Below are 21,815 nucleotides of genomic sequence, written 5' to 3'. Positions count from 1 at the left end.
AAACTTTGCTCCTTCCTTGCATAACCTCTTTTATTTGATTAACATCGCATCCCCGAAACTGAAGAAACGGTATTTTTCTTTCACCGCTGTCTCATAGGCATGCAGCACATGCTCCCTGCCCGCCAGTGCGCTCACGAGCATAATCAGTGTGGATTTTGGCAGGTGGAAGTTCGTAATCAGCGCATCAATCGCTTTATATTCAAAACCGGGATAAATAAAAATATCGGTCCAGCCGCTTGCAGCAACAATCTTTCCGTCATGGGCGGCCGCAACCGTTTCAAGCGTCCGTGTTGATGTTGTCCCGACAGAAAAGACACGCCCGCCGCTGTTTTTCACATCCATGATCGTTTGCGCCGCTTCCTCGGAAACCTGGTAAAATTCCGCATGCATATCATGTTTTTCAATATCATCCGTATTGACGGGGCGGAATGTACCCAGCCCGACATGGAGTGTGATGAAAACAATCTTCACGCCCATTTCTTCAATTTCTTTCAGCAGGGATTCGGTAAAATGCAGCCCGGCTGTCGGCGCAGCGGCAGAACCCAATTCTTTCGCATACACCGTCTGATAGCGGTCCTGGTCGTCCAATTGTTTTTTAATATAAGGCGGGAGCGGCATTCTTCCCAGTTCATTCAATACTTCATAGAAGATCCCGTCATATTTGAATTCCATGATCCGGCCGCCGTGGTCCAGTTCCTTGACGCAGACCGCTTTCAAGCGCCCGTCCCCAAAATGGACCGTTGCCCCGGCTTTTACGCGTTTTGCCGGTTTAACAAGGGTTTCCCACTGGTCGCCTTCCTGCTGTTTGAGAAGCAGCACTTCAATTTTTGCACCCGTATCATCCTTTGTGCCGAACAGCCTTGCCGGCAGCACTTTTGTGTCATTTAATACAAGGCAGTCGCCCGGCCGAAGGTATGATGTAATGTTTTTAAATACAGTATGTTCGATTTCCCCCGTTTTTTTATCGAGTACCATCAGCCGGCTGTCCGAACGGTTTTTTAAGGGTGTTTGGGCAATTAATTCTTCCGGCAGTTCATAATCAAATAAATCCAGTTTCATGCTTTGGTTCCCCTTCATTGATTAGTTGAGCACGCTTTCGTTTCCGTTTCATGGAGCGTACATTACTTCATACGCCCGATTATATATAGTATCACAGACAAGACAATACTTAAAATGATTGAAGTCGCAATGGGAAAGTAAAAGGTGGTATTTCCTTTTTTTATGAAAATATCGCCCGGGAGCCGCCCGATTTTTGTAAACTGCATGAGCAGGCCGATAAAAAAAAGAACGGCCGCAATCGTCATCAGCACTTTTCCAAATCCGCTCATTTCGGCACCTCCAAATGAAAATGCTCATAGACCAAGTGGGTGGCAACCCTGCCCCGCGGCGTCCGCTGCAGAAAGCCGATTTGCAGCAAATACGGCTCATACACGTCTTCAATGGTACCCGCTTCTTCCCCGATGCTTGCGGCAATCGTATCCAGGCCGACCGGTCCGCCGCGGAAACGTTCAACAATCGCTTTCAACAGTTTGTGGTCAATATGGTCAAGTCCAAGCTGATCGACCTGGAGCAGCCCGAGGGCATACTCTGCGACTTCAAGCGTGATCGTGCCGTCGCCTTTGACCTGGGCAAAATCGCGGACACGCCTTAATAGCCGGTTGGCAATCCGCGGTGTTCCCCGTGAACGCCTGGCAATTTCCCCGGCCCCGTCCGGCTTAATATCGGTTTGTAAAATATCGGCCGTCCGCAACACAATTTCCGTCAGCTGTGCCTGGTCATAATACTCAAGCCTTGAGATTACGCCGAACCGGTCCCGTAAAGGCGCTGAAACCGACCCGGCCCTTGTTGTTGCCCCGATTAATGTAAACGGGGGCAAATCAAGCCGGATGGAGCGCGCGCCTTGTCCCTTGCCAATGACAATATCCAGGCAAAAATCTTCCATAGCCGGGTACAGCACCTCTTCAATCGCTTTCGGCAGGCGGTGTATCTCATCTATGAACAATACTTCCCCGGGTTCTAAAGAAGCGAGGATCGCCGCCAGATCCCCCGGCCGCTCGATTGCCGGTCCCGAGGTTGTCCGGATTTTCACGCCCATTTCATTGGCAATCACCATCGCCAGCGTGGTTTTTCCAAGCCCCGGCGGACCGTACAGCAGCACATGATCCAACGATTCGCTTCTTTGCTTTGCCGCCTCGATAAATATAGCGAGATTGTTTTTCACCTTTTCCTGGCCGATATACTGTGCCAGGGTTTGCGGGCGCAGGCTCATTTCAAACGAAAGTTCCTGTTCATTCGTCTCGCCGGATACAACACGGTCATCCATGTTCTCCCCTCCTTGCATCAAGCTATTTTACCATGGCTTTTAAAGCTAGTTTAATATATTCATCCGTAGACAGCCCTTCCTGCTGCAGCCCGGCGGATACTTTGCCGATTTCTTTTTCCGAATAGCCGAGCGCCTGCAATGCAAGCATGGCTTCTTCCAAATTACGGTTGGTTTCGGCCTTCAAAGCCGTTTGTTCCTGGTTAAACAGATCCGGCAGATCCGATACGATATCCAAGAGCTTTCCTTTTAAATCGAGAATCATTTGCCGCGCCGTCTTTTTCCCGACGCCCGGAAATTTTGTCAAAAACGATTCATTTTCGTTTTCAATCGCTTCAATCACCTGCGCAGGCTGGCCGTACGCCAAAATTGCCAGCGCACCCTTTGGTCCGATTCCGGAAACATTTAAAAGCTTTTTGAATAGCATTTTTTCTTCTGCCGTTTCAAAACCGAACAGTGCAATCATATCTTCGCGCACATGCTGATACGTATATATTTTACAGACTTTCCCGATATTTTTTGTAAAAACAAACGGGTTTGGCGTTAAAATCTGGTAGCCGATCCCCTGATTATCAACGACAACATAATCCGGACAGACGCTGTCGATCGTTCCTTTTATATATTCATACAAATTTTTCCACACGCTCCTCAAAAACTTGCTATCAATCATTGTACCATAGATCACACCGATTTTGGGGAATCGCGCCCCGCCGTTGCCCGCTGTTTAATTTTCCTTTTTGGACGCGGAATAGGGTTTGAATGTCTTCAGGAGCTTTTGATAATCTTCCTTTGTTTTAATTGGAATGCCGTTTTTCAGTTCTTGCTGGCGGCGGCTTTCCAGCTTTTTCATATTGAGCTGAAAAAAAGAATGGATAATGTCTTTGTCCTGCGGCTTGCCTTGAAAAATCGACAACACCCCGTCTTTTGTCACGCCAAAATACCCATTTGCTTTTAAAAGCGGTGAAATATCATTCAATTGTTTCTGCAGCACGAGCCGGTCTTCTTCTATATCCGCAATTTGCCAGTCAGGATAGGCATCGAGTGCTTCTTCCAGGGATGTTTTGGTTTTAATCACTTCTTCACTCATTTCGCCGTCCAAATAGACACGCTCCAAAAGAATTGTGAACGGTTTCTGATCCGCAGCGGCTGCGGGATGAGAGCGGCCCCGATCTGTGGTGAACGGCTGCGGATGGCTTTGCTCCCGGGCAGGAATATTCCATAATCCAAAAATCAATGCCATGATAAAACCGGTGCGAATGATCAAGGCCAACATTTTCAAATCACCCCTACTAAAAAAATCAAAAGGCTGTTTATAGTGTGGCCAGTTTTTGGCAGGCATATCCTCTTGCAGCAAAAAAAGCACTTTCTGCAGGAGCTTGCCTGCAGAAAATGCTTTTTTAAAACATCGCCCTGAAATTATCCTTCGACATTGTGGTAAATATTTTGGACATCGTCATCATCTTCAAGCCTGTCCAATAATCTTTCCATTTTATCTGATTGTTCTTCGTCTAATGTGATATAGGTTTGCGGCACCATTGTGATTTCAGCAGTAACAAAAGTAAAGCCGCTGTTTTCCAGATTTTTCTTCACTTCCATGAAGCTTTCCGGTTCGGTATAAATTTCAAATACTTCATCACTTGTTTCCATTTCTTCGGCGCCTGCTTCAATGGCCTGCAGCAGCATATCATCTTCGTCGATGTCGAGATTTTCCCGTTCAATGACAAGATAGCCTTTGCGGTCAAACAGATAGGAAACACAGCCCGTTTCGCCCAGGTTTCCGCCATTTCTTGAAAATGCAACGCGTACATTGGAAGCTGTCCGGTTTTTATTATCCGTAAGCGCGGTTACCATGATCGCCGCACCACCCGGGCCGTAACCTTCATAGGTGATTTCTTCGTAGTTTTCAGCATTTTGGTTGCCGCTTGCTTTATGAATGGCGCGTTTAATATTATCATTCGGCATATTTACCGCTTTTGCTTTATCGATAACGAGGCGGAGCGATGGATTCATTTCCGGATCCGGCCCGTTTTTTGCCGCAACATAGATTTCTTTCGCTAATTTTTGGAAAATCTTTCCGCGTTTGGCATCCTGCGCGTTTTTCCTGCCTTGAATATTTTTCCACTTAGAATGGCCAGACATAATTCATTCTCCTCTCCATTCAATCAAAAAACAAAATCATACATTTGTAATATATCATAAATAGGAAGAAAACGAAAATGCCTGGTAAACTTGCGATTCCTTTTTTTCATCCGGTTTTATGCACCAATTTTTTCATCTGGTTTATGCACCAAAATGCATGCATTTTTCTTTACAAGTTTTTCCGGCTTATGATGTGCGATTTACGCGCCTGATCCGCCCAGCCTTTTCATTTCCTTCACAAATGCTTTTCTTTCTTCAAATTGCGAAAAGGTGAGGTCATGAAGCTCCGGCCATTGTTTTTCCTTTTCCCGGCTGCCGCTTTTTAAGAACCGGTTCCATTCGCGAAGGACATCGGTCGGATAGGCCAGGGCTTTGAGGAACAGGTTCGGATCTGCGGCCTGTTGAACGATATTCCAGCTTAATAGTTTCCGAAGCGACCAGGAAATTGAGGGCAGGATACGGTTGCAAAATTGTAAATCATCCGTCCAGGCGGGGGCCATGCGGGCAAGGTCAAAATCTATCAAATACAGCTTCCCGTCTTTCCCTTTTAAAAAATTATGGTGGGCAACATCCCCATGCGTGATGCAATACGGCGGCAGATGGAAAACGCGCTGCCTTGCCTCCAATTCTTCTAATGCCGTTTCCGCCCAGGACAAATAGGATTCAAAATAATAGGCCGGCATGTATTGCAGCAGTTCTGTCTCATGTTCGGCAAATTCCCGGTACCTTTGCTGCCATTTTTTAATTTGAAAGAAACGGGGAAATTCGGTTTGTAAAGCGCGCGGAAACCGGGCAGTCACCCCATGGTAGATTTTAAGCAGGCGGTATGCTGCTAAAATCTCTTTTTCGGATTCGTATCGAAGCGGGACAGCCCCGGGTTCAATGTATTCCATGATGCCCCATACCCTGCCGCCAAACATAAAAACAGCCTCTTCTTCAGCAGGCAAAAACCGGTACGTCCTCTTAAACCCTGCCTGATGCAGCGCTTCCGTCAGCACGATCTGCCTGTTCAGGCGCTCCAGATCCGAAAATTCTTTCAGTACCCATTTTTTTCGTTTCGTTTCAACGAACCAAACCTGCTTTCGAAGCCGTTTTATTTTGGTTACCGGTTCATCCAGCCGTTTTTCTGCATAAAGAAGGAGACGTTTTTGAAAATCGTCCCCTTCATTTTTATTCCGTCCGCCCATTTATTGATCTTCGCCTGACGGATTTGGATTTTTGCCGGCCTGATTTTGGTCCCTGTAAGGCTGCTGCGGGCTGGATGGCGTCGGGTATTGGCTCCAGCCCCCGTGGCCCCCGTAATAAGGCTGCATACCATAACCGCCAAATGGCTGCTGTCCGTAGCCGTATGGCGCCTGGTACGGCATTGGCTGGTATGGATTTTGATACGGTACATAGCTCTGCACATTTTGCTGCATACCATATGGCGGCAGATACGGCAGCGTTTCAGGATTTGCGCCATATGCTCCCCCATGCTGCATGCCGGGCATGCCTTGTGTTCCCGGCATATTCGGCATATCCTCCATCTCTTGCATCTCCGGCATATCCTCCATACCGGGCATTGGCTGCGGGTACATTTGCGGAGTCTGCATCGGGTAACCGCCGCTTGTAACAGGGTGGTATGGGAACGATGAAGAGGATTCATCCTCCCAATCCTGTGCCGGGCCCATTTGCGGAGACTGGCCCTGCCACACTGGCTGCGGCGGAACAAAGCCCTGCGCAGGCATCATCATTGGCGCCTGCTGGTACGGCATCGGATACGGTACATTGGGATGCGGTGCTGCCATGCCATATGGATAGGGCTCAAAACCATGCTGGTGCATCACGGGGCCGCCGCATCCGCAATCCGGAATTGGCATCACCGGCGGGCAGGGATCAAAAGGTGGGTACATCGCTTCATAACACTCCTCCTGGACAGGCATTTTATAGGATTCACTGGATGATGAAGACTCACTTTCCTTGTTATAGTGTACCGGCTGCGGCGGGGGCGGCGTATGGGTGTGCGTTTCAATCTCCGTCATATTGGTCAGATAATAATTGTTGATATCAATTTCAGGCACAAGGGGCTGCGGCATCACCGGCTTGTAAATCGTTTCTTTTTTTTCAATGACCTTTTCTTTTACAGGCGTTTCTTTCGGGACTTCTTTTTTCACGGGTTTTTCTTTTTGGGCAGGCATGGGCGCTGTTGGCAATTGCTGGTATGGATTGACTGCATGCGGCACCTCTTTTTTTCCTATGTTCAGTTCTTTTTTTACCGTGCCGCCTGTTGTTGGAACTTTTATTTTCATCCCTGGCATGATCATTTCCGGATTGGATAATTGCGCATTCATTTTTTTCAGTTCGTCAAAATCAACGTCATATTTTTTGGCAATTTTCCATAGCGTGTCGCCTTTTTGAACAATATGGATTTTCACACATTTCCCCTCCTCAAGGCATAAGTCCATACATTCTATGTTGATCCGGGTAAAGTGCTATTGATTTACATAATAATTTATGATGGCTAAGGTACAAATATGACTTTGCCGTAAGGGGAGAAGCGCCGGCACGGGACGGCTATGTCGCCTCAGCTGATTGGCCGTTTTTAAAATCCGAAAAGGGCTTTCCTTTTCATCCCGCGCGCTCCTATGGTAAAATCCGAGGTAAAGTGTACTTGTTTGGGAGGTAAGAAAAAATTGGCTGAAAAGAAAAAAATGCTCGGGGAAGAAAGGCGAAATTTTATCCTGCAGCTGCTGCAAAAAAGCAATGCCCCGATTACAGGCGGCGAACTGGCCAAAGAAACCAATGTCAGCCGCCAGATTATTGTAAATGACATTACCTTATTAAAGGCGAAAAGTGAACCGATTCTCGCGACCAGCCAGGGATACCTGTACATACAGCCTTCACAGCCGAAAACAGCGATTGAAAAAACAATTGTTTGTAATCATCCGCCGGAACGCGTTGAAGAAGAATTAAATCTTTTGGTCGAACACGGCGTCACTGTAAAAGATGTAAAAATCGAACACCCGGTCTACGGGGACCTGACCGCATCCATCATGGTTTCAAACCGCGCGGAAGTTGCACAGTTTATCCGGCATATAAAAAAAACAAAGGCAAGCTATTTATCCGAACTGACTGGCGGCATCCATCTCCATACCGTTGAAGCGCCCAGCCATCAGCAGATTGAATCTGCCGAACAGGCGCTGAAAGAAAAAGGGATTCTGTTTATGGAAAATTAAAAGCCCGGCATCATGCCGGGCCATTGTTTACTCAACCAGATAACGGGAATAACTCCCGAGCTCTTTCACCGAGCAGCCGAGCGCGCGGATCTCCTCCAATGCATACTGGACAAGCTTTTCCTCAAGAGAATGGTTTAAATCGATCATAAAAAAGTAGTTTCCAAGCCCCGTTTTCAAAGGCCGTGATTCCAATTTACTCAAGTTGATTTTCCGCCACGCAAACGCGGACAGCACTTGATGCAGGGCGCCTGCCCGGTCTGACGGCAGCGTTACCATGATGGTTGACTTTAATAAAGACGGGGCTGCCTTGATCTCGAGCACTTCATCCGAAAGGGCAATGAAGCGCGTATGGTTAAATGGATAATCATGGACACAAGGCTGGACGATCTCCAGTCCGTACAGTTGTGCCGCCATCTCGTTGGCAATGGCCCCCCATTTTAGTTCGGGATGTTCGCTGACATATTTGGCCGCAGCAGCAGTCGAGCCCATTTGTTCAACTGCCGCTGTTTTCATTTTGCGGTATAAGAATTTGTGGCATTGTGCCAAAGCATGCGGATGGGAGACGATTTTTTCAACCTGCTGCCACGACTCCGCATGATCCGGGTGCACCATAAAATGCTGCTCAATCGGCACAATGATTTCTGCCCGGATCGGAGGATGTGCCTCATGATACAAATAATCCACCGTTAAGTTGACAGATCCCTCAAGGGCATTTTCCAAAGGGACGACCGCCATATTTACACATTTTTCTTTAACTGCTTCCAAACAGTCCGGGATCGTCCGGTATGCAACCCGGTCCACCTCCGGAAAAATCGACCGCACCGCGATATCGGTGAATGTTGCTTCCGGTCCAAAGAAAGCTGCTTTCATCTGTTTTCTCCCCCGCAGGCCGAAGAACTTATGCTCCGGATCCTAAAATTTCTACTTTATTTACAAACTCAAACTCGCTGAGCTCATCCAATAAATCATTTAAACTCGTATGAATATCTGATACATTCAATGAAATGGTTACATTTGCCCTTCCCTGGATCGGGATCGTCTGGTGGATCGTCAGCACATTGCAGGAATAAGATGCGATAATCCTTAAGATTTCAGACAAAGTCCCCGAACGGTCCTCCAGGTAAAAAAACAGCGTGACAATTTTTTCTTTTACAACAGAGTGGAAAGGGAAAACAGTATCCCGGTATTTATAAAATGCGCTGCGGCTTAAATCGACTTTTTGCGCGGCATCGCCGACAGAAACCGCAGCGCCCCTTTCCAGCAGGTCTTTCGCCTGCAATGTTTTCTTCATGGCTTCCGGCAGCACATCTTCACGAACGAGTATAAATTTATAGTCTGCTTTCTTTTCCAAATTGCCCTTCCTCCAATAGACTTGCCTCCATACAGCAACCAGCATCCTTTATAAAGTGAAACTTCCATCAGCGGGGGTTTTCCTTCATCCCCCACTGACAAAAATCTGAACAAAGGCTAAAATCGCAACGTCTTGTTGCAACGCCTTTGTGACCTGCTTCCTGCAGGCCTAACCAATCGGAACTTTACGGGCAGTTTGATCTCCCACCTATCCTTCTTCGTACCTTGAATCTTGAGGTGGGAGTCTTACTGCCCGTTATGTTGGGATAAAAGAGCAGCGGACCGCGGGAAGAACAGCTTGTCCGAAAAAGCCCCTTTACCTGACGGCTGTGCATGTCCGATTAGTCTACAAATTCAAATTCGTAGTCCATCAGGCGGACGGTATCGCCATTTTTTGCCCCGCGTTTGCGCAGCGCTTCATCAATGCCCATTCCGCGGAGCTGGCGGGAAAATCGGCGCACGGACTCATCGTGGTCAAAATTCGTCATTTTAAACAGCTTCTCGACTTTCTCGCCGCTCACGACAAAGCTGCCATCCGGATCCCTTGTAATCGCAAAATCAGCTTTTTTCTGCTCATGCTTATAAATCACACGATGGACGCCGGCTTCTTCTTTTTCTTCTTCGAAAAGCGGGAAGGCAGGTGTTTGCTCCAATTGATCGCTGATGGCGTAAAGTAAATCTTTCAGCCCTTTTCTGGTTACAGCGGAAATCGGAAAGACCGGGTAGTCTTCCTTAAGCTGCTCCTTAAAATGCGCAAGGTTTTCCTCCGCCCCCGGCATGTCCATTTTATTGGCAACAATGATCTGCGGGCGTTCGGTTAACCGGAGATTGTATGCTTTCAATTCCTCATTAATCGTTACGTAATCCTGGTACGGATCGCGGCCTTCTGTAGCCGCCATGTCCAGCACATGGACAATCACCCTTGTCCGCTCAATATGGCGCAGAAACTGGTGGCCAAGCCCGGCTCCTTCATGCGCGCCTTCAATCAGGCCGGGGAGATCGGCCATGACAAAACTTCTGCCGTCATCCGTTTCGACAACGCCTAAATTCGGGACAATCGTTGTAAAATGGTATTCCGCGATTTTTGGCCTTGCGGAAGACACAACGGAAAGCAGCGTCGATTTTCCGACACTTGGAAAACCGACAAGCCCGACATCCGCGAGCACTTTTAGTTCCAGCACAATATAACGTTCCTGCCCCGGTTCCCCGTTCTCGGCGATTTCGGGGGCGGGATTGGCAGGCGTCGCAAAACGGCTGTTTCCTCTTCCGCCGCGCCCGCCTTTTGCGATCACCGCCCGTTCCCCGTGCCTCGTTAAATCAGCAATCACTTGTTTCGTATCGTCATCAATCACAACCGTACCAGGCGGAACTTTGACAATCATGTCCGCTGCGCCGCGGCCGTGCATGCCTTTGCTCATGCCGTGTTCACCGCGGTCTGCTTTAAAATGGCGTTTGTAACGGAAATCCATCAGTGTCCGCAAGCCTTCATCCACTTCAAAAATAACATTACCGCCGCGGCCGCCATCCCCGCCGGCCGGGCCGCCGTTCGGCACATATTTTTCGCGGCGGAACGCGACCATTCCGTTGCCGCCGTCCCCGCCCTTCACATAAACTTTAACCTGATCGACAAACATAAAAAGAACCACCTTTACAGCATGCAACGCTGTGTTTTTTAAGAAAAACGCCCTTTCAAGCGGGCATTTGGTTTAATTGGAAATGAATTCTGAACTCATGAAAACATCGCTTCTATCCGAAATGAAGATGGTGAAAGTCCGTGTAAGAAAACACGGCTCTGTTCCTGCTGTTTCAGCCAATCTTCCAGGACCCCGGCTGTTTTTATTGTACCGCTAAATTCAAATATAAAACGAACAAACGATTGAAAAGTTTCAATTGAGACATACAGGCGGTTATCATCATAAGGCGCCGCCAAACGGTCAACACAGGAGAAAAATTCTTTCGTCCATGCAGCCAGCCGCCCGTCATCCGGCAGAAGGGATGTATCAACGTCCAAAATTTCAAATTCAATCTGAAAAGTATGCGGTTCCCAATTATATGTAAGCAAGAGCTCTGCAAATCCGGGCAAATGCAAATTAGATAACTTTGACTCCTGCTGTGCTTCCTGGATGATTTCTTCCACAATGCCTTTGATATTTTCCATTTTATTTAAGCTGGCATACCCTTTAATGAGCTGAAGTTTGTTCAGCCAATCATGGCGCGCATGCCGGAGCACTTCCACCGTCGTCCAGTTTTCCATCATCTATTGCTCCCATTTGCACAGAATATGTTATTTTAAAGTATAACAAATATTTTTCCATGATGCACAGCCGTTTGCACCTAAAGCAGTACATCCGGCTGCGGTTTCAGGCCGTACCCGCTTTCGAGAAGGGAAAGTAAGAAAAAAGCCCTAACCGCATAAAATGCGATTAGAGCTTTTTCGCAAAGCCAAGGCTGCTTATGCTTCTTGAGCTGCCGGATATACGCTCACTTTTTTCTTGTCGCGGCCGAAACGTTCGAAACGAACAACGCCGTCAACTTTTGCGAATAAAGTGTCATCACCGCCGCGGCCTACGTTTTCACCCGGATAGATTTTTGTTCCGCGCTGGCGGAAAAGAATCGCCCCGCCGGAAACCAATTGGCCATCCGCGCGTTTTGCGCCAAGGCGTTTTGCGACAGAGTCACGGCCGTTTTTCGAAGAACCTACACCTTTTTTAGATGAGAAAAATTGAAGATCTAATCTTAGCATTTGATTCACCTCCTATTGGAAGTTGATTTTAATATGCTTTCCGTAGTCCCTTTCGATCGTCTGCAGTGATACGACCATCCCTTCCAATAAGGTCTGGACCTTTTCGTCTGCTTCTTTCGAAATCCCCTCCGGAATTCTGCATTCAAGCAGGCCGCTTTCCGATTGCTTGATAACAGGCTCCACATTTGCCAGTGCCATAATTGCATTCACTGTCCCAAAGGAAACAGCAGATGCGCCCGCACAGACAATGTCTTCCCCATACTCAGCAAAATCGGCGTGGCCTTTCATTTTAAAAGCCAGTATTTTTCCGTCTGCTGCACGCTTTTCAATATGAACCTGAATCATATGGATAACGCCTTACGCATTGATTTTTTCAATGACAACTTTAGAGTATGGCTGACGGTGACCTTGCTTTTTATGATAGTTTTTCTTTGCTTTATATTTGAATACGACGATTTTTTTCGCACGGCCTTGTTTTTCGACTTTACCTGTAACGGTTGCGCCTTCAACAACCGGGCTGCCCACTTTCACTGCATCCCCGCCGACGAAAAGAACACGATCAAATGTAACAGCATCGCCTTCAGCAGCATTCAGTTTTTCAACGTAAATGGCTTGGCCTTCTTCAACTTTGATTTGTTTTCCACCTGTTTCAATAATTGCGTACATCACTGCACCTCCTTAAGACTCAGACTCGCCAAAGACAGGCGTTCTGCCCGGAAGCAAAAACTTTTCAAGCCTGTTCCTGTGCGGTTGCAGCACGAGGCCACAAACATAACATTAAAATCTTACCATAAGAATCCGCCATTGTCAATGAAAATTGTTCTCTTTAGCTGCCAGTTCTTCAACCGTCCCAAACTGGCGGATCGAATAATACGGGTGCGGATTGTGCCCTGTTTGAAAAAACAATTTGACATGGAGCATGCTTTCCAGCCGTTTTAAATGGCGGTCATTTTCCCCGCAGAAACAGTCCCTTACATTTTCCGAGCATGCAATCATAACAGCTTCATGCTCTCCAAACGGGGCTTCCCATAATTCCCGTTCCAGTCTGAATGCCAGTGTTTCCGGGCTTTCGATTCTGCCGGTCCCATTGCATACCGGGCATGGGGAAAGCAATGTCTCAGATAAAGTTTTACGCGTTTTTTTCCGCGTAATCTGCAGGATCCCGAGCGCCGTAAAGCCGACGATGCGGGTTTGCTTCGGGTCATGTTCCAATGCTTCCTGCAAGGTGTGCTTCACCCGCCCGCGTTCCTGCTCATTCTGCATATCAATGAAATCGACAAGGATGATCCCGCCATAATCACGAAGCATGATCTGCCGCCCGATTTCTTTTGCAGCCAGCAAATTGGTTTTTAATACAGTGTCATGCTGATTGAGCTGACCTGTGAATTTTCCGGTATTGACATCAATACTGATCAAAGCTTCGGTCTCGTCAATAACGAGGTAGGATCCATTTTCCAGCCAGACCACCCGTTTAAGCGCATTTTCGAGGGCATTTTCGACATGGTAATAAGTAAAAATAGCAGTACGCTGATTATAATATTGAAACGACCAGTCCAGCTCCGGGTCCGTCTGTGCCATTGACTTCAGCTGCCGGAGTGTTTCTGAATCATCCGACACCACGGTCCCGCTTTTCAGGCGCACAAGTTCCCGGTAAATTTCAGTCTCAACGATGCTTTTTTCATATAAAACTGCCGGCGCTTTTTTTGCGCGTGCCTGGCTTGCTAAAACATGGTACCTCTTTCTCAGCCTGTCCAATTCCTGGAGCCATTCGCTGCCATGTGTTTGAAAAGCAGCGGTCCGGATAATGATGCCTTCCGGAGGGTGAAGCTGCCCGCGGGCCAGATTGCGCCATGCTCTTCTTTTGTTTTCGTCTGCTTTTTTGGAAACGGCGGCATATCGTCCTTCCGGGAGATAGATGATGCGCTCGCCCGGCAGTTCAATAATGCCCGTTAATAACGGGCCTTTTAATGCCGTTTCATCTTTTTTCACCTGAACCATTATCTTTTGCCCAACCGTTAAATAGTTTGAAATCAACACATGTTCTTTTTCCGGGCCGTCCTGCTGCAAAAAGGCAGGCAGCTGGTCGCGGTGCAAATACCCGTGCCGGCCTTCCCCGATATCAATAAACGCGGCATTGATTCCGGGTTTAATGGCGGCAACTTTTCCTAAATAAATATTGCCGACTTTGCTGGTGCCGGCCGGCTGCTGGATTTTAATCATGCTGACTTCGCCGTTTTCCACAATCGCATAGCGTTTTTCTCTTGACTTAAAATTGATAATTAAAGACTGGGACAACTGTTTACCACCACACAACGTATCTCTATTGCCAAAAATTCCGGAGCATTTTTCATCCTGCCGGGGTATTGGCTTTCCTTAATAACTATACATGATATCTTTTACTTTCGCATGTGTTTGCTTTTCGGAAAAATAGGCATGCAGCAATTCATTTTCGTCAAGTTGCCCGATCTCTATACCATTTTGCAACACAATCAGCGGATGTTTGCAGCCGCGTTTGAAATTTTCCAGCACTTCATATAAGTACGCATTTCCCTCTACCTGGAGGGTTTTTAAATACCGGAGCGGGTCGCCTTTTCCGTAATACCGTTCCAGCAAAAACCGCATAAACACGAAATAAAGCTGTTTCCATTCTTTCCATAAGGACACATACAAATAAAGAACAACGGCCCAGATACTGAGATTTGCAGGCGTGAGCCAAAGTGCCGTACAATGGAATACCAAAAGGGCTGCAAGTGAACTGTATACAGTCAGCCGGAAAGCCTTTAAAAACGGCAAATACATCGAGAAGGCGAGATTCATGATTTTTCCGCCATCAAGCGGCCATACCGGAATCAGGTTAAACAACAGAACGGTCAGGTTTGCTTCCATGATCTGCCCGTAAAGTCCGGGGGGTAAAACCTGAGCTTGATGCAGCAAATAGGCGCAGAGGCCGATCCATACATGCTGAAAAGGGCCGGCAATCGTGACAATCAATTCTTCTTTTAACGGCCGGTTGCCATGCTCGTCTGTTTCCGCCACACCGCCAAACGGCAAAATGACGATTTTTCTGATCCTCCAGGAAAAAAAATGCGCCGCTGTGGCATGCCCCATTTCATGAACCATGACGATGGCAAACAAAATCAACAGTTCCTGAAATTGGGCAATCGCAATTGAAGCGGCAGCTACAAGCCAAAACAGGGGGTGGATTCTGATTTTCCTGCCTAACGCAACCCAGTCATTCAAACTTGATCACCTGAATCGGATCAATGAAATCCTTGCCTTTTTTAATGGCAAAGTAAAATTCCCCTTTTCCGTTGTTTTTCTCCCTCTGCGCCGTACCAACCTGCTCCCCTGATTTGATTTGATCATATTGTTTGACTTCCACTTTGTCCAGGTCCCCATACCATGATTCAGTCGAATCCGCATGCTGGATAATGACCGTGTTGCCGATATTTTTCTTCTTTCCGGCAAAAATGACGGTCCCCCCGTTCATGGCTTTTACGCTCGCGCCCGATTTTGTTTCGATCATCACGCCTCTTCCGTCTGCCGAGAAACTGGTAAGAATTTTTCCTGATACCGGCATGGCATATGCCTGCTTATCGCCGGCAGCAGCCGTTTCTGTTTTGGATTCTTTCTGCGGAAGCAGGGCAGCTGGCTTGCCGAATTTCTCTTCATACCAGCTTGCCGCTTTTGCAAATTGGAATTCGGTGGCCATAGATTGCTGCACAACCATTTTTGCTTTGTCAAAAGCCGGGTTGGACGATTTATACATGATCGCAATCAAAAGCACGAGGCAGGCTGAAGCCAGAATTTTAAACAATACGGCTTCTTTTGAAAACAGCGGGTGGGCTGACTTTGGACCGGGCGGCTCATAAATCAACGGGTCTTCATCTTGTATTAAACTGGAATAAATCGCTTCTTTTCCCGGCTTTGCCGGCGCTTTCCTTGTCTTTCTGCGTTTTGCCATCTCTTTTCTGATTTGGTCTGCACGGTTTGCCAAACAACTCCCCCCTTTTTGTCCAGGCATATGGTTTGTACTAATGTATGACCTGTCCGGGCGGGATATGCCTGTAAAAAGCGAGGCGGCTGTTCGTTGGCGGCAGGACTTCAACCGCGTGGCGTACACAATCCTCCAAAGATGAAGGCGATGTGGGAATTTATCACGGGTTTGAAAACCCGGCGTTTCCTCCCCACGAATCAAAAATGTCCTTTACCATTTTGATAAAGGACGTTTTACATCAGTTACTTATCTATTTCAATTGCGCAATTCCCGTGATTCGAAACGGGATGCCTTGCAGCTATCTCAAGTTAGGAGGTTTTTGAACTGAATAATTTTTTAAATTTGGCAAACATGCCGGTTTTTGGGTTTTCGAGCGGCTGCAGCGGGATGGTTTCGCCCAAAATCCTGCGTGCAATGTTCCGGTATGCGATCGAGGCGCGGTTATTCGGATTGAGCGCAATCGGCTCGCCCTGATTGGAGGCGCGGATCACTTCTTCATCATCTTCCACCACGCCGATCAGGTCGATCGATAAATGGCTGGTCACCTCGTCAATATCCAGCATGTCCCCGCTTTTCATCATATGGTTGCGTATGCGGTTAATGATCAGTTTTGGGGGCTCAATATGCTCTTCTTTTTCAAGCAGCCCGATAATTCTGTCTGCATCCCGAACGGCGGAGGTTTCAGGGGTCGCCACGACGATTGCCTGATCCGCTCCTGCAACTGCATTTTTATAACCCTGCTCAATGCCTGCCGGGCAATCGATCAAAATATAATCATATTCCTGTTTTAATTCATGAATCAGCTGTTTCATCTGCTCCGGCATCACAGCTGATTTGTCGCTTGTTTGCGCAGCCGGCAGCAAAAAGAGTTTATCATCGAAGCGTTTATCTTTCACAATTGCCTGATGAATTTTACACCTGCCTTGCACGACATCGACTAAATCATAAATGATCCGGTTTTCAAGCCCCAGCGCCACATCCAGATTCCGAAGCCCGATATCTGTGTCAACGAGGCAGACTTTTTTATCCAAAAGCGCCAGCGCAGTGCCGAGATTTGCTGATGTGGTCGTTTTTCCGACGCCGCCTTTTCCGGAAGTAATGACAATCGCTTCACCCATATTAGAACCCTCCTTGTAATCTCGTTATATTCGGCCGCAGATGTTTTAAAACTTGCAATCTGTCAATGATGATTTGATCGGAAGAATCTATGTAAGCACATTCCATTTCGTGGCGCTCTTCTTTCGCATAATGGTCAGGCGCACGATTTAAACAATCCGCAATCCGCAGCTGGGAAGGAACCATATTCGAAGCCACAATCACTGCGTCCCTCCTGCCGCTGTGTCCGGCATGGGCAATTCCCCGCAGGTTCCCCATGACAAAAATATTGCCATTTGCAATGACCGTACCGCCAGGATTGACATCCCCGACAAGCAGCATATCGCCTTCCACTTTCAGAACCTGGCCGGAGCGGACGATGGCCGAAACCGGGACAATTTCATTTTCCAGTTTGGCTTTGGCTGCGGCTTCTTTTGTCACGACATTGCTAATGATCTCATCAACAACCAGGTTGCGCTGGGCACGCACCAGGTCTTTGATCTCTTCTTCCTGTTCAGCAGTCAAATACCGGTTTCCAAGCTGGATTTTAACCGTAATGATCGGGCTTTCCACATCTTTAACAGATGAATGCGCCAATAATTTATGTTTCAGCTCTGATTTTAAATCTTCATACGAGCAAAGATCGTTTAAGTGCAGGGTTAACCCGTCTTTTGTTCCCTTTATGGTTACATTTTGCGTTTTCTTCATTTCAAACTGCTCACCTCAGTGGCTGATAACTGTACTGTGCCCGAATCCCTCTTACAGACATACAGGTAATCTACTATTCGACAAATGTATCTGAAATTCCTCTTTTTTCATTTTATCACGATTCCGGACATCGCGCTTATTCCTGCTGTTCTTCTCTCATTCTGCGCATTAGAAAATTCCGCAACGGATACCAGGCCAATATAAAAAAAGCCGCATTTAAAATCAGTGTCGGCCACAGCCTCCAATTGAGAAACTCATTAAATCCCATAATTCGGGGATTAATCAATGCATTCACGCCATAAACAAGAAATTCAACAACCACAATGCCGAGCAAAGCAACCCCTGTATCAATCAACAGATTCGATTGGAGAATCTTCATCAGCCGTGTTGTGAGATAAACTGCAAGCGGGAAGAAGAACAAGTAAATGCCCAAAACGCCTGTGTAAAACGCATCAAATAACATTCCGAAAACAAAAGCATAAATCACTGTGCTTCTATGCCGGTAGTACATCCCCATTAAAATCAGTGCGGCCAGAAGGAAATGGGGAACCATGATATAGTTGGCGCCAAAGGATTGGGGCGAAATAAATTGTACGAATAAACTTTCCGCAATATAGCATAAACTTAGGATCAGAGGGAGAATGATACGTTTCATTATTCTCTTCCCCCTGTGATGGAACTTAATTTTTCCGCTTTCCGGTTAATGATTAAAACATTCGCCACATCATAAAAATCAGCAGCCGGTTTTACATATGCCGTTTGTGTCAGCCCGTTTTCATCCGGCACAACCTTTTGTACATCGCCGATTAAAAGCCCGCTCGGGAACATTCCGCTCAGTCCGGATGTCACAACATGCTGGCCCTTTTTAATTTTGATGTCGAAATCCAGCTGTTTTAAAAGAAGCAATTTTGACTTCTTATCATACCCTTCAATTAACCCGAAGACATCTTTTGTACCTTGCACCTTGGCGGAAACGCGGTTGGTTTTGTCCGGAGAGCTTAGCAGTTCGACCGTCGAATAAAACTTATCAACCTGGGTCACTTTTCCAATAAAACCACTGGCCGTGATAACCGCCATGTTTTTTGAAACGCCGTTCACTTCGCCTTTATCGATAACAACTTGCTCATACCAGCTATCAGGATTGCGGGCAATGACCTGGGCATGAATCGATTCAGAATCTCTGAGACTATTTTTTTCCTTAATGGCCGCTTTTAAATTTTCGTTCTCATTTTTAAGTTCACGGTTCTCTGCTTCCAGGCTTGTCAGTTGGTCCAAATGGGATTTCAGTTTTTTATTTTCGGTATATGTATTTTTCAGGTCCTGCACATTTTCAAAAAATCCGGCAAGCCCGTTGGCAGGTTTGGCAATGACGGATTGGCCGAGCCCAACGATATCGCGCACAAATTGCTCGGGTTTTGAAATATGTTCGCGCTCCCTTAACGAAAATCCAATCATCGCAACCAGCAAAATAACACTAATTAATAGTACAATCAATCGCTTATTGAGAAAAAATTGTGGCATGGAACCCACTCCTATATAAAACTCTGTTCACCTCTTAAATAAGTGCCAAATCCCAAAAGAGTTCCCCTGCCGGTACAAGACTTATGACGGCAGGAGAATTGGATTTTACGATACATTCTCCGCTTTCCAATCACCGGGAGTCTTTGGCCTTATTTTTAAATAACTCGATATGTTCCAATGCACTGCCGGTACCGATTGCGACACAGTCGAGCGGATTTTCGGCAATGAGGACCGGCATTTCGGTTTCTTTACTGATGATGTGGTCAAGATTCCGCAGCAAAGCACCTCCGCCTGTCAGTACAATTCCGCGGTCCATAATATCAGCCGCAAGTTCAGGCGGAGTTTGTTCAAGCGTGTATTTCACTGCATCTACAATCGCATAGACGGTATCGCGCAATGCTTTTGCAACTTCTTCCGCTGTAATCGTGATCGTTTTCGGCAAACCTGTCAACAAATCCCGGCCCCTGATATCCATCGGTTCTATGCCCTCAGGCTCACCTGCTGATCCGATTTCCATCTTAATTAATTCTGCGGTCCGGTCGCCAATTAAAAGATTGTAATTCTTGCGGATATAGCTGATTATCGCTTCGTCCATTTCATCCCCCGCGACACGGATCGACTGGCTTGTGACAATACCACCGAGGGAAATGATAGCTACCTCTGTCGTGCCGCCGCCGATATCCACAACCATGCTTCCGGTTGGTTCCCATACAGGAAGGCCTGCGCCAATTGCAGCCGCAAATGGCTCTTCAATCGTGAATGCATCCCGGGCGCCGGCCTGGCGTGTTGCATCAATCACCGCTCTTTCCTCTACTGCTGTAATGCCGGACGGGACACAAACCATCACATACGGGTTTCTTGTAAAAACGCCTTTTTTATTTGTTGCCTGTTGAATATAATATTTCATCATCGCTGCAGTCGTTTCATAGTCGGCAATCACACCGTCTTTCATCGGCCGTGTTGCGACAATGTTCCCCGGCGTTCTTCCGATCATTTTCTTCGCATCATTTCCGACTGCAACAATCTGTTTCGTATCTGTTTGAATGGCAACAACGGAAGGCTCCCGTACAACAATCCCTTTTCCTTTTATAAACACTAATGTATTGGCCGTTCCAAGGTCAATCCCTAAATCCCTGCTTCCGAACATGTATGTATCTCCCTTTCTTATTCATAAATTTACAATAACCATTATTTGTGTCAAATCAAGAACCTATATCAATTGGAAGCAATTGCAACTTTCCGCATCCATTTTGAATGTTTCGGCAGCAAAACAAGCAGTAAAAATCATACGTTTTATTATATCTTAACCAAATCGAAAATCAAAGCCTTACAAATACCCTTTTTCTTTAAGACTTACAAATTTTTTCTCGCCGATGATCAAATGGTCAAGTATTTCAACCCCCATTATTTTACCACACTCGGCGAGGCGTTTGGTAACTTCAATGTCTTCTTTTGACGGTGAAGGATCTCCGGATGGATGATTATGGAAGCAGATGATAGAAGCGGCAGAGCGCCGGAGTGCTTCTTTAAATACTTCGCGCGGGTGTACGATCGATGCATTCAAGCTGCCGATAAAGAGGGTTTGGCGGTGGATGACCTGGTTTTTGACATTTAAATACAGACAGACAAAATGTTCCTGGGCAAGAAAACGCATATCGTCCATCACATAGTTTGCCCCATCCTGCGGGGTCCGGATCACATAACGGTCATTATGCTTTAAATTGCTGATTCTTCTGCCCAGCTCGATCGCAGCCAGAATCTGCACTGCTTTAGCCGTCCCGATGCCCTTCATTGCTGTCATTTCTTCCAGTGAGGCATCCTTTAAAAGGCGCAGGCCATCAAAATTGTGCAGCAGCTGATTGGCGAGCTGGAGGACCGAATCTTCTTTTGTTCCGGTTCTGAGCAGGATGGCAAGCAGTTCCTGGTTAGAGAGGCTGCCCGCGCCGTTTTGAATCAATCTTTCACGCGGGCGTTCATCAGCGGGAAAATCTTTGATCAATAATTTTTGCAAATGGGTTTCCTCCTTTTTTGCGGTCAGGAGGTGGAGGGGCCGTAAAGTGCAGCATATTTCGGGTTTGTTGACAGTACCCGGTGCAGGCGGGCAATCGGAAGCCCCATAACGGTATAGAAATCACCGCGGATTTTTTCAACCAATAACGCGCCCAAACCTTGAATGCCGTAAGCGCCGGCCTTATCAAACGGTTCACCGCTGTCCAGATAACGTTCAATTTCTGCTTGGGACAACGCCCAAAAAGTGACATCCGTTTTTTCAAAAAAGGTTTCGGTTCCGCCCCAGCTGCAAATGGCAACGCCCGTATAAACAGAATGCGTGCGCCCGGATAAGCTTCGCAGCATGGTGCGGGCATGTCCGCGGTCTTTCGGTTTGCCAAGGATCTGCCCGTCAAAGACTACGATCGTATCCGCGCCGATTACGATGCCTGCCGGGAAACGCGCGGCGACACTTTCTGCCTTTCTGCGTGCAAGCTCGATCACTACTGCATCGGACGGCCGGTTTAGATCAATTTGTTCATCTTCATCACTTGGAACGGTTACAAATGGAAGCTGTAATTTTTCAAGAAGTTCTTTTCTGCGGGGAGATCCGGAAGCCAAAATGAGGTCCATCATCTTCACAAGTCCTTTACGATAAAATAGGGAGATACAAGTGCATGATACCAAAAATAGAACAATCAGACAATCACATTTGAAAACCTTTTGCCAAAATTTTTT

The 21,815-nt window shown here is 47.0% G+C and carries 25 protein-coding genes, 1 pseudogene and 1 other annotated feature; of the genes and pseudogenes, 1 reads left to right on the top strand and 25 read right to left on the bottom strand.

Going from position 1 to position 21,815, the window contains the following annotated elements; all coding sequences use genetic code 11:
- Positions 1-30: 30 nt before the first annotated feature.
- From queA to safA, 8 genes and pseudogenes are all read right to left on the bottom strand, one after another.
- Complete coding sequence (gene queA / locus C232_RS0102765; protein WP_018661031.1) at positions 31-1,059, bottom strand: tRNA preQ1(34) S-adenosylmethionine ribosyltransferase-isomerase QueA; 1,029 nt, start codon at positions 1,057-1,059, stop codon at positions 31-33.
- A gap of 62 nt (positions 1,060-1,121) precedes the next feature.
- On the bottom strand, positions 1,122-1,328 hold the full coding sequence (locus C232_RS0102760; RefSeq protein ID WP_018661029.1) for a DUF2905 domain-containing protein: 207 nt from the start codon (positions 1,326-1,328) through the stop codon (positions 1,122-1,124).
- On the bottom strand, positions 1,325-2,323 hold the full coding sequence (ruvB, locus tag C232_RS0102755; protein WP_018661027.1) for a Holliday junction branch migration DNA helicase RuvB: 999 nt from the start codon (positions 2,321-2,323) through the stop codon (positions 1,325-1,327). The genes C232_RS0102760 and ruvB overlap by 4 nt, the downstream gene beginning before the upstream one ends.
- Positions 2,324-2,345: 22 nt before the next feature.
- Positions 2,346-2,951 (bottom strand): Holliday junction branch migration protein RuvA, encoded by a 606-nt coding sequence (gene ruvA / locus C232_RS0102750; protein ID WP_018661025.1) that lies wholly within the window; start codon positions 2,949-2,951, stop codon positions 2,346-2,348.
- A 93-nt stretch (positions 2,952-3,044) separates the two neighbouring features.
- The gene (locus C232_RS18355) at positions 3,045-3,593 is read right to left on the bottom strand and encodes a BofC C-terminal domain-containing protein (protein ID WP_018661024.1); all 549 of its coding nucleotides are present in this window, start codon (positions 3,591-3,593) and stop codon (positions 3,045-3,047) included.
- Positions 3,594-3,736: 143 nt separating this feature from the next.
- The gene (locus tag C232_RS0102740) at positions 3,737-4,459 is read right to left on the bottom strand and encodes a YebC/PmpR family DNA-binding transcriptional regulator (protein ID WP_018661023.1); all 723 of its coding nucleotides are present in this window, start codon (positions 4,457-4,459) and stop codon (positions 3,737-3,739) included.
- 200 nt (positions 4,460-4,659) lie between these two features.
- The gene (locus C232_RS0102730; RefSeq protein ID WP_018661020.1) at positions 4,660-5,646 is read right to left on the bottom strand and encodes an aminoglycoside phosphotransferase family protein; all 987 of its coding nucleotides are present in this window, start codon (positions 5,644-5,646) and stop codon (positions 4,660-4,662) included.
- A 1,079-nt stretch (positions 5,647-6,725) separates the two neighbouring features.
- Positions 6,726-6,873: pseudogene (safA, locus tag C232_RS20505) on the bottom strand (SafA/ExsA family spore coat assembly protein); the annotation flags it as partial.
- A 258-nt stretch (positions 6,874-7,131) separates the two neighbouring features.
- Between safA and C232_RS0102720 the strand changes: the two are divergent.
- Positions 7,132-7,674, top strand: coding sequence for a transcription repressor NadR (locus tag C232_RS0102720; RefSeq protein WP_018661016.1), 543 nt, complete (start codon positions 7,132-7,134; stop codon positions 7,672-7,674).
- Positions 7,675-7,701: 27 nt separating this feature from the next.
- Here C232_RS0102720 and pheA read toward each other — a convergent pair whose 3' ends face one another.
- The 17 genes from pheA to C232_RS0102635 all read right to left on the bottom strand — a co-directional run bounded on the left by pheA (position 7,702) and on the right by C232_RS0102635 (position 21,713).
- On the bottom strand, positions 7,702-8,544 hold the full coding sequence (gene pheA, locus C232_RS0102715; protein WP_018661014.1) for a prephenate dehydratase: 843 nt from the start codon (positions 8,542-8,544) through the stop codon (positions 7,702-7,704).
- A gap of 28 nt (positions 8,545-8,572) precedes the next feature.
- A complete protein-coding gene (locus tag C232_RS0102710; RefSeq protein ID WP_018661012.1) occupies positions 8,573-9,025 on the bottom strand; it encodes an ACT domain-containing protein in 453 nt (150 codons plus the stop codon).
- Between the two features lie 340 nt (positions 9,026-9,365).
- Positions 9,366-10,658 (bottom strand): GTPase ObgE, encoded by a 1,293-nt coding sequence (obgE, locus tag C232_RS0102705; protein ID WP_018661010.1) that lies wholly within the window; start codon positions 10,656-10,658, stop codon positions 9,366-9,368.
- Positions 10,659-10,753: 95 nt separating this feature from the next.
- Positions 10,754-11,278 (bottom strand): Spo0B C-terminal domain-containing protein, encoded by a 525-nt coding sequence (locus C232_RS0102700; RefSeq protein ID WP_018661008.1) that lies wholly within the window; start codon positions 11,276-11,278, stop codon positions 10,754-10,756.
- Positions 11,279-11,476: 198 nt separating this feature from the next.
- Complete coding sequence (rpmA, locus tag C232_RS0102695) at positions 11,477-11,767, bottom strand: 50S ribosomal protein L27 (protein ID WP_018661006.1); 291 nt, start codon at positions 11,765-11,767, stop codon at positions 11,477-11,479.
- Positions 11,768-11,779: 12 nt separating this feature from the next.
- Complete coding sequence (locus tag C232_RS0102690) at positions 11,780-12,112, bottom strand: ribosomal-processing cysteine protease Prp (protein ID WP_018661003.1); 333 nt, start codon at positions 12,110-12,112, stop codon at positions 11,780-11,782.
- Between the two features lie 12 nt (positions 12,113-12,124).
- Entirely contained in the window at positions 12,125-12,433 is a 309-nt protein-coding gene (rplU, locus tag C232_RS0102685; protein ID WP_018661000.1) for a 50S ribosomal protein L21, read from the bottom strand.
- Between the two features lie 11 nt (positions 12,434-12,444).
- Positions 12,445-12,529: a sequence feature (ribosomal protein L21 leader region), on the bottom strand.
- Between the two features lie 45 nt (positions 12,530-12,574).
- Positions 12,575-14,062 carry an Rne/Rng family ribonuclease gene (locus C232_RS0102680; RefSeq protein WP_018660998.1) on the bottom strand — a complete coding sequence of 496 codons (1,488 nt, stop codon included), beginning with the start codon at positions 14,060-14,062 and terminating at the stop codon, positions 12,575-12,577.
- 78 nt (positions 14,063-14,140) lie between these two features.
- Positions 14,141-15,007 carry a M50 family metallopeptidase gene (locus C232_RS0102675; protein ID WP_018660996.1) on the bottom strand — a complete coding sequence of 289 codons (867 nt, stop codon included), beginning with the start codon at positions 15,005-15,007 and terminating at the stop codon, positions 14,141-14,143.
- Positions 15,000-15,764 (bottom strand): M23 family metallopeptidase, encoded by a 765-nt coding sequence (locus tag C232_RS0102670; RefSeq protein ID WP_018660994.1) that lies wholly within the window; start codon positions 15,762-15,764, stop codon positions 15,000-15,002. The genes C232_RS0102675 and C232_RS0102670 overlap by 8 nt, the downstream gene beginning before the upstream one ends.
- A 308-nt stretch (positions 15,765-16,072) precedes the next feature.
- The gene (gene minD, locus C232_RS0102665) at positions 16,073-16,882 is read right to left on the bottom strand and encodes a septum site-determining protein MinD (protein ID WP_018660993.1); all 810 of its coding nucleotides are present in this window, start codon (positions 16,880-16,882) and stop codon (positions 16,073-16,075) included.
- A 1-nt stretch (position 16,883) separates the two neighbouring features.
- Complete coding sequence (minC, locus tag C232_RS0102660; protein WP_018660991.1) at positions 16,884-17,567, bottom strand: septum site-determining protein MinC; 684 nt, start codon at positions 17,565-17,567, stop codon at positions 16,884-16,886.
- A gap of 136 nt (positions 17,568-17,703) precedes the next feature.
- A complete protein-coding gene (mreD, locus tag C232_RS0102655) occupies positions 17,704-18,222 on the bottom strand; it encodes a rod shape-determining protein MreD (protein ID WP_018660990.1) in 519 nt (172 codons plus the stop codon).
- Positions 18,222-19,088, bottom strand: coding sequence for a rod shape-determining protein MreC (gene mreC / locus C232_RS0102650; RefSeq protein ID WP_018660988.1), 867 nt, complete (start codon positions 19,086-19,088; stop codon positions 18,222-18,224). Before mreC ends, mreD begins: the two co-directional genes overlap by 1 nt.
- Positions 19,089-19,218: 130 nt before the next feature.
- Positions 19,219-20,235 carry a rod shape-determining protein gene (locus C232_RS0102645; protein ID WP_018660984.1) on the bottom strand — a complete coding sequence of 339 codons (1,017 nt, stop codon included), beginning with the start codon at positions 20,233-20,235 and terminating at the stop codon, positions 19,219-19,221.
- 180 nt (positions 20,236-20,415) lie between these two features.
- Positions 20,416-21,099, bottom strand: coding sequence for a RadC family protein (radC, locus tag C232_RS0102640; RefSeq protein ID WP_018660982.1), 684 nt, complete (start codon positions 21,097-21,099; stop codon positions 20,416-20,418).
- Positions 21,100-21,122: 23 nt separating this feature from the next.
- Positions 21,123-21,713, bottom strand: a complete 591-nt coding sequence (locus C232_RS0102635; protein ID WP_018660981.1) for a Maf family protein — start codon at positions 21,711-21,713, stop codon at positions 21,123-21,125.
- Positions 21,714-21,815 lie beyond the last annotated feature (102 nt).

It is taken from the genome of Heyndrickxia acidiproducens DSM 23148, from assembly GCF_000374345.1.
GTDB classification, from domain to species: domain Bacteria; phylum Bacillota; class Bacilli; order Bacillales; family Bacillaceae_C; genus Weizmannia; species Weizmannia acidiproducens.
This window is presented reverse-complemented; position numbering and strand designations above follow the sequence as displayed.

Coding starts and splice junctions, on each gene's coding strand:
- minC (WP_018660991.1), bottom strand. CDS start 17,567: ATGAAGAAAACGCAAAATGTAACCATAAAGGGAACAAAAGACGGGTTA.
- C232_RS0102740 (WP_018661023.1), bottom strand. CDS start 4,459: ATGTCTGGCCATTCTAAGTGGAAAAATATTCAAGGCAGGAAAAACGCG.
- C232_RS0102760 (WP_018661029.1), bottom strand. CDS start 1,328: ATGAGCGGATTTGGAAAAGTGCTGATGACGATTGCGGCCGTTCTTTTT.
- C232_RS0102635 (WP_018660981.1), bottom strand. CDS start 21,713: ATGATGGACCTCATTTTGGCTTCCGGATCTCCCCGCAGAAAAGAACTT.
- minD (WP_018660993.1), bottom strand. CDS start 16,882: ATGGGTGAAGCGATTGTCATTACTTCCGGAAAAGGCGGCGTCGGAAAA.
- C232_RS0102645 (WP_018660984.1), bottom strand. CDS start 20,235: ATGTTCGGAAGCAGGGATTTAGGGATTGACCTTGGAACGGCCAATACA.
- pheA (WP_018661014.1), bottom strand. CDS start 8,544: ATGAAAGCAGCTTTCTTTGGACCGGAAGCAACATTCACCGATATCGCG.
- C232_RS0102730 (WP_018661020.1), bottom strand. CDS start 5,646: ATGGGCGGACGGAATAAAAATGAAGGGGACGATTTTCAAAAACGTCTC.
- ruvB (WP_018661027.1), bottom strand. CDS start 2,323: ATGGATGACCGTGTTGTATCCGGCGAGACGAATGAACAGGAACTTTCG.
- rpmA (WP_018661006.1), bottom strand. CDS start 11,767: ATGCTAAGATTAGATCTTCAATTTTTCTCATCTAAAAAAGGTGTAGGT.
- queA (WP_018661031.1), bottom strand. CDS start 1,059: ATGAAACTGGATTTATTTGATTATGAACTGCCGGAAGAATTAATTGCC.
- mreC (WP_018660988.1), bottom strand. CDS start 19,088: ATGCCACAATTTTTTCTCAATAAGCGATTGATTGTACTATTAATTAGT.
- rplU (WP_018661000.1), bottom strand. CDS start 12,433: ATGTACGCAATTATTGAAACAGGTGGAAAACAAATCAAAGTTGAAGAA.
- C232_RS0102690 (WP_018661003.1), bottom strand. CDS start 12,112: ATGATTCAGGTTCATATTGAAAAGCGTGCAGCAGACGGAAAAATACTG.
- mreD (WP_018660990.1), bottom strand. CDS start 18,222: ATGAAACGTATCATTCTCCCTCTGATCCTAAGTTTATGCTATATTGCG.
- C232_RS0102700 (WP_018661008.1), bottom strand. CDS start 11,278: ATGGAAAACTGGACGACGGTGGAAGTGCTCCGGCATGCGCGCCATGAT.
- C232_RS18355 (WP_018661024.1), bottom strand. CDS start 3,593: ATGTTGGCCTTGATCATTCGCACCGGTTTTATCATGGCATTGATTTTT.
- obgE (WP_018661010.1), bottom strand. CDS start 10,658: ATGTTTGTCGATCAGGTTAAAGTTTATGTGAAGGGCGGGGACGGCGGC.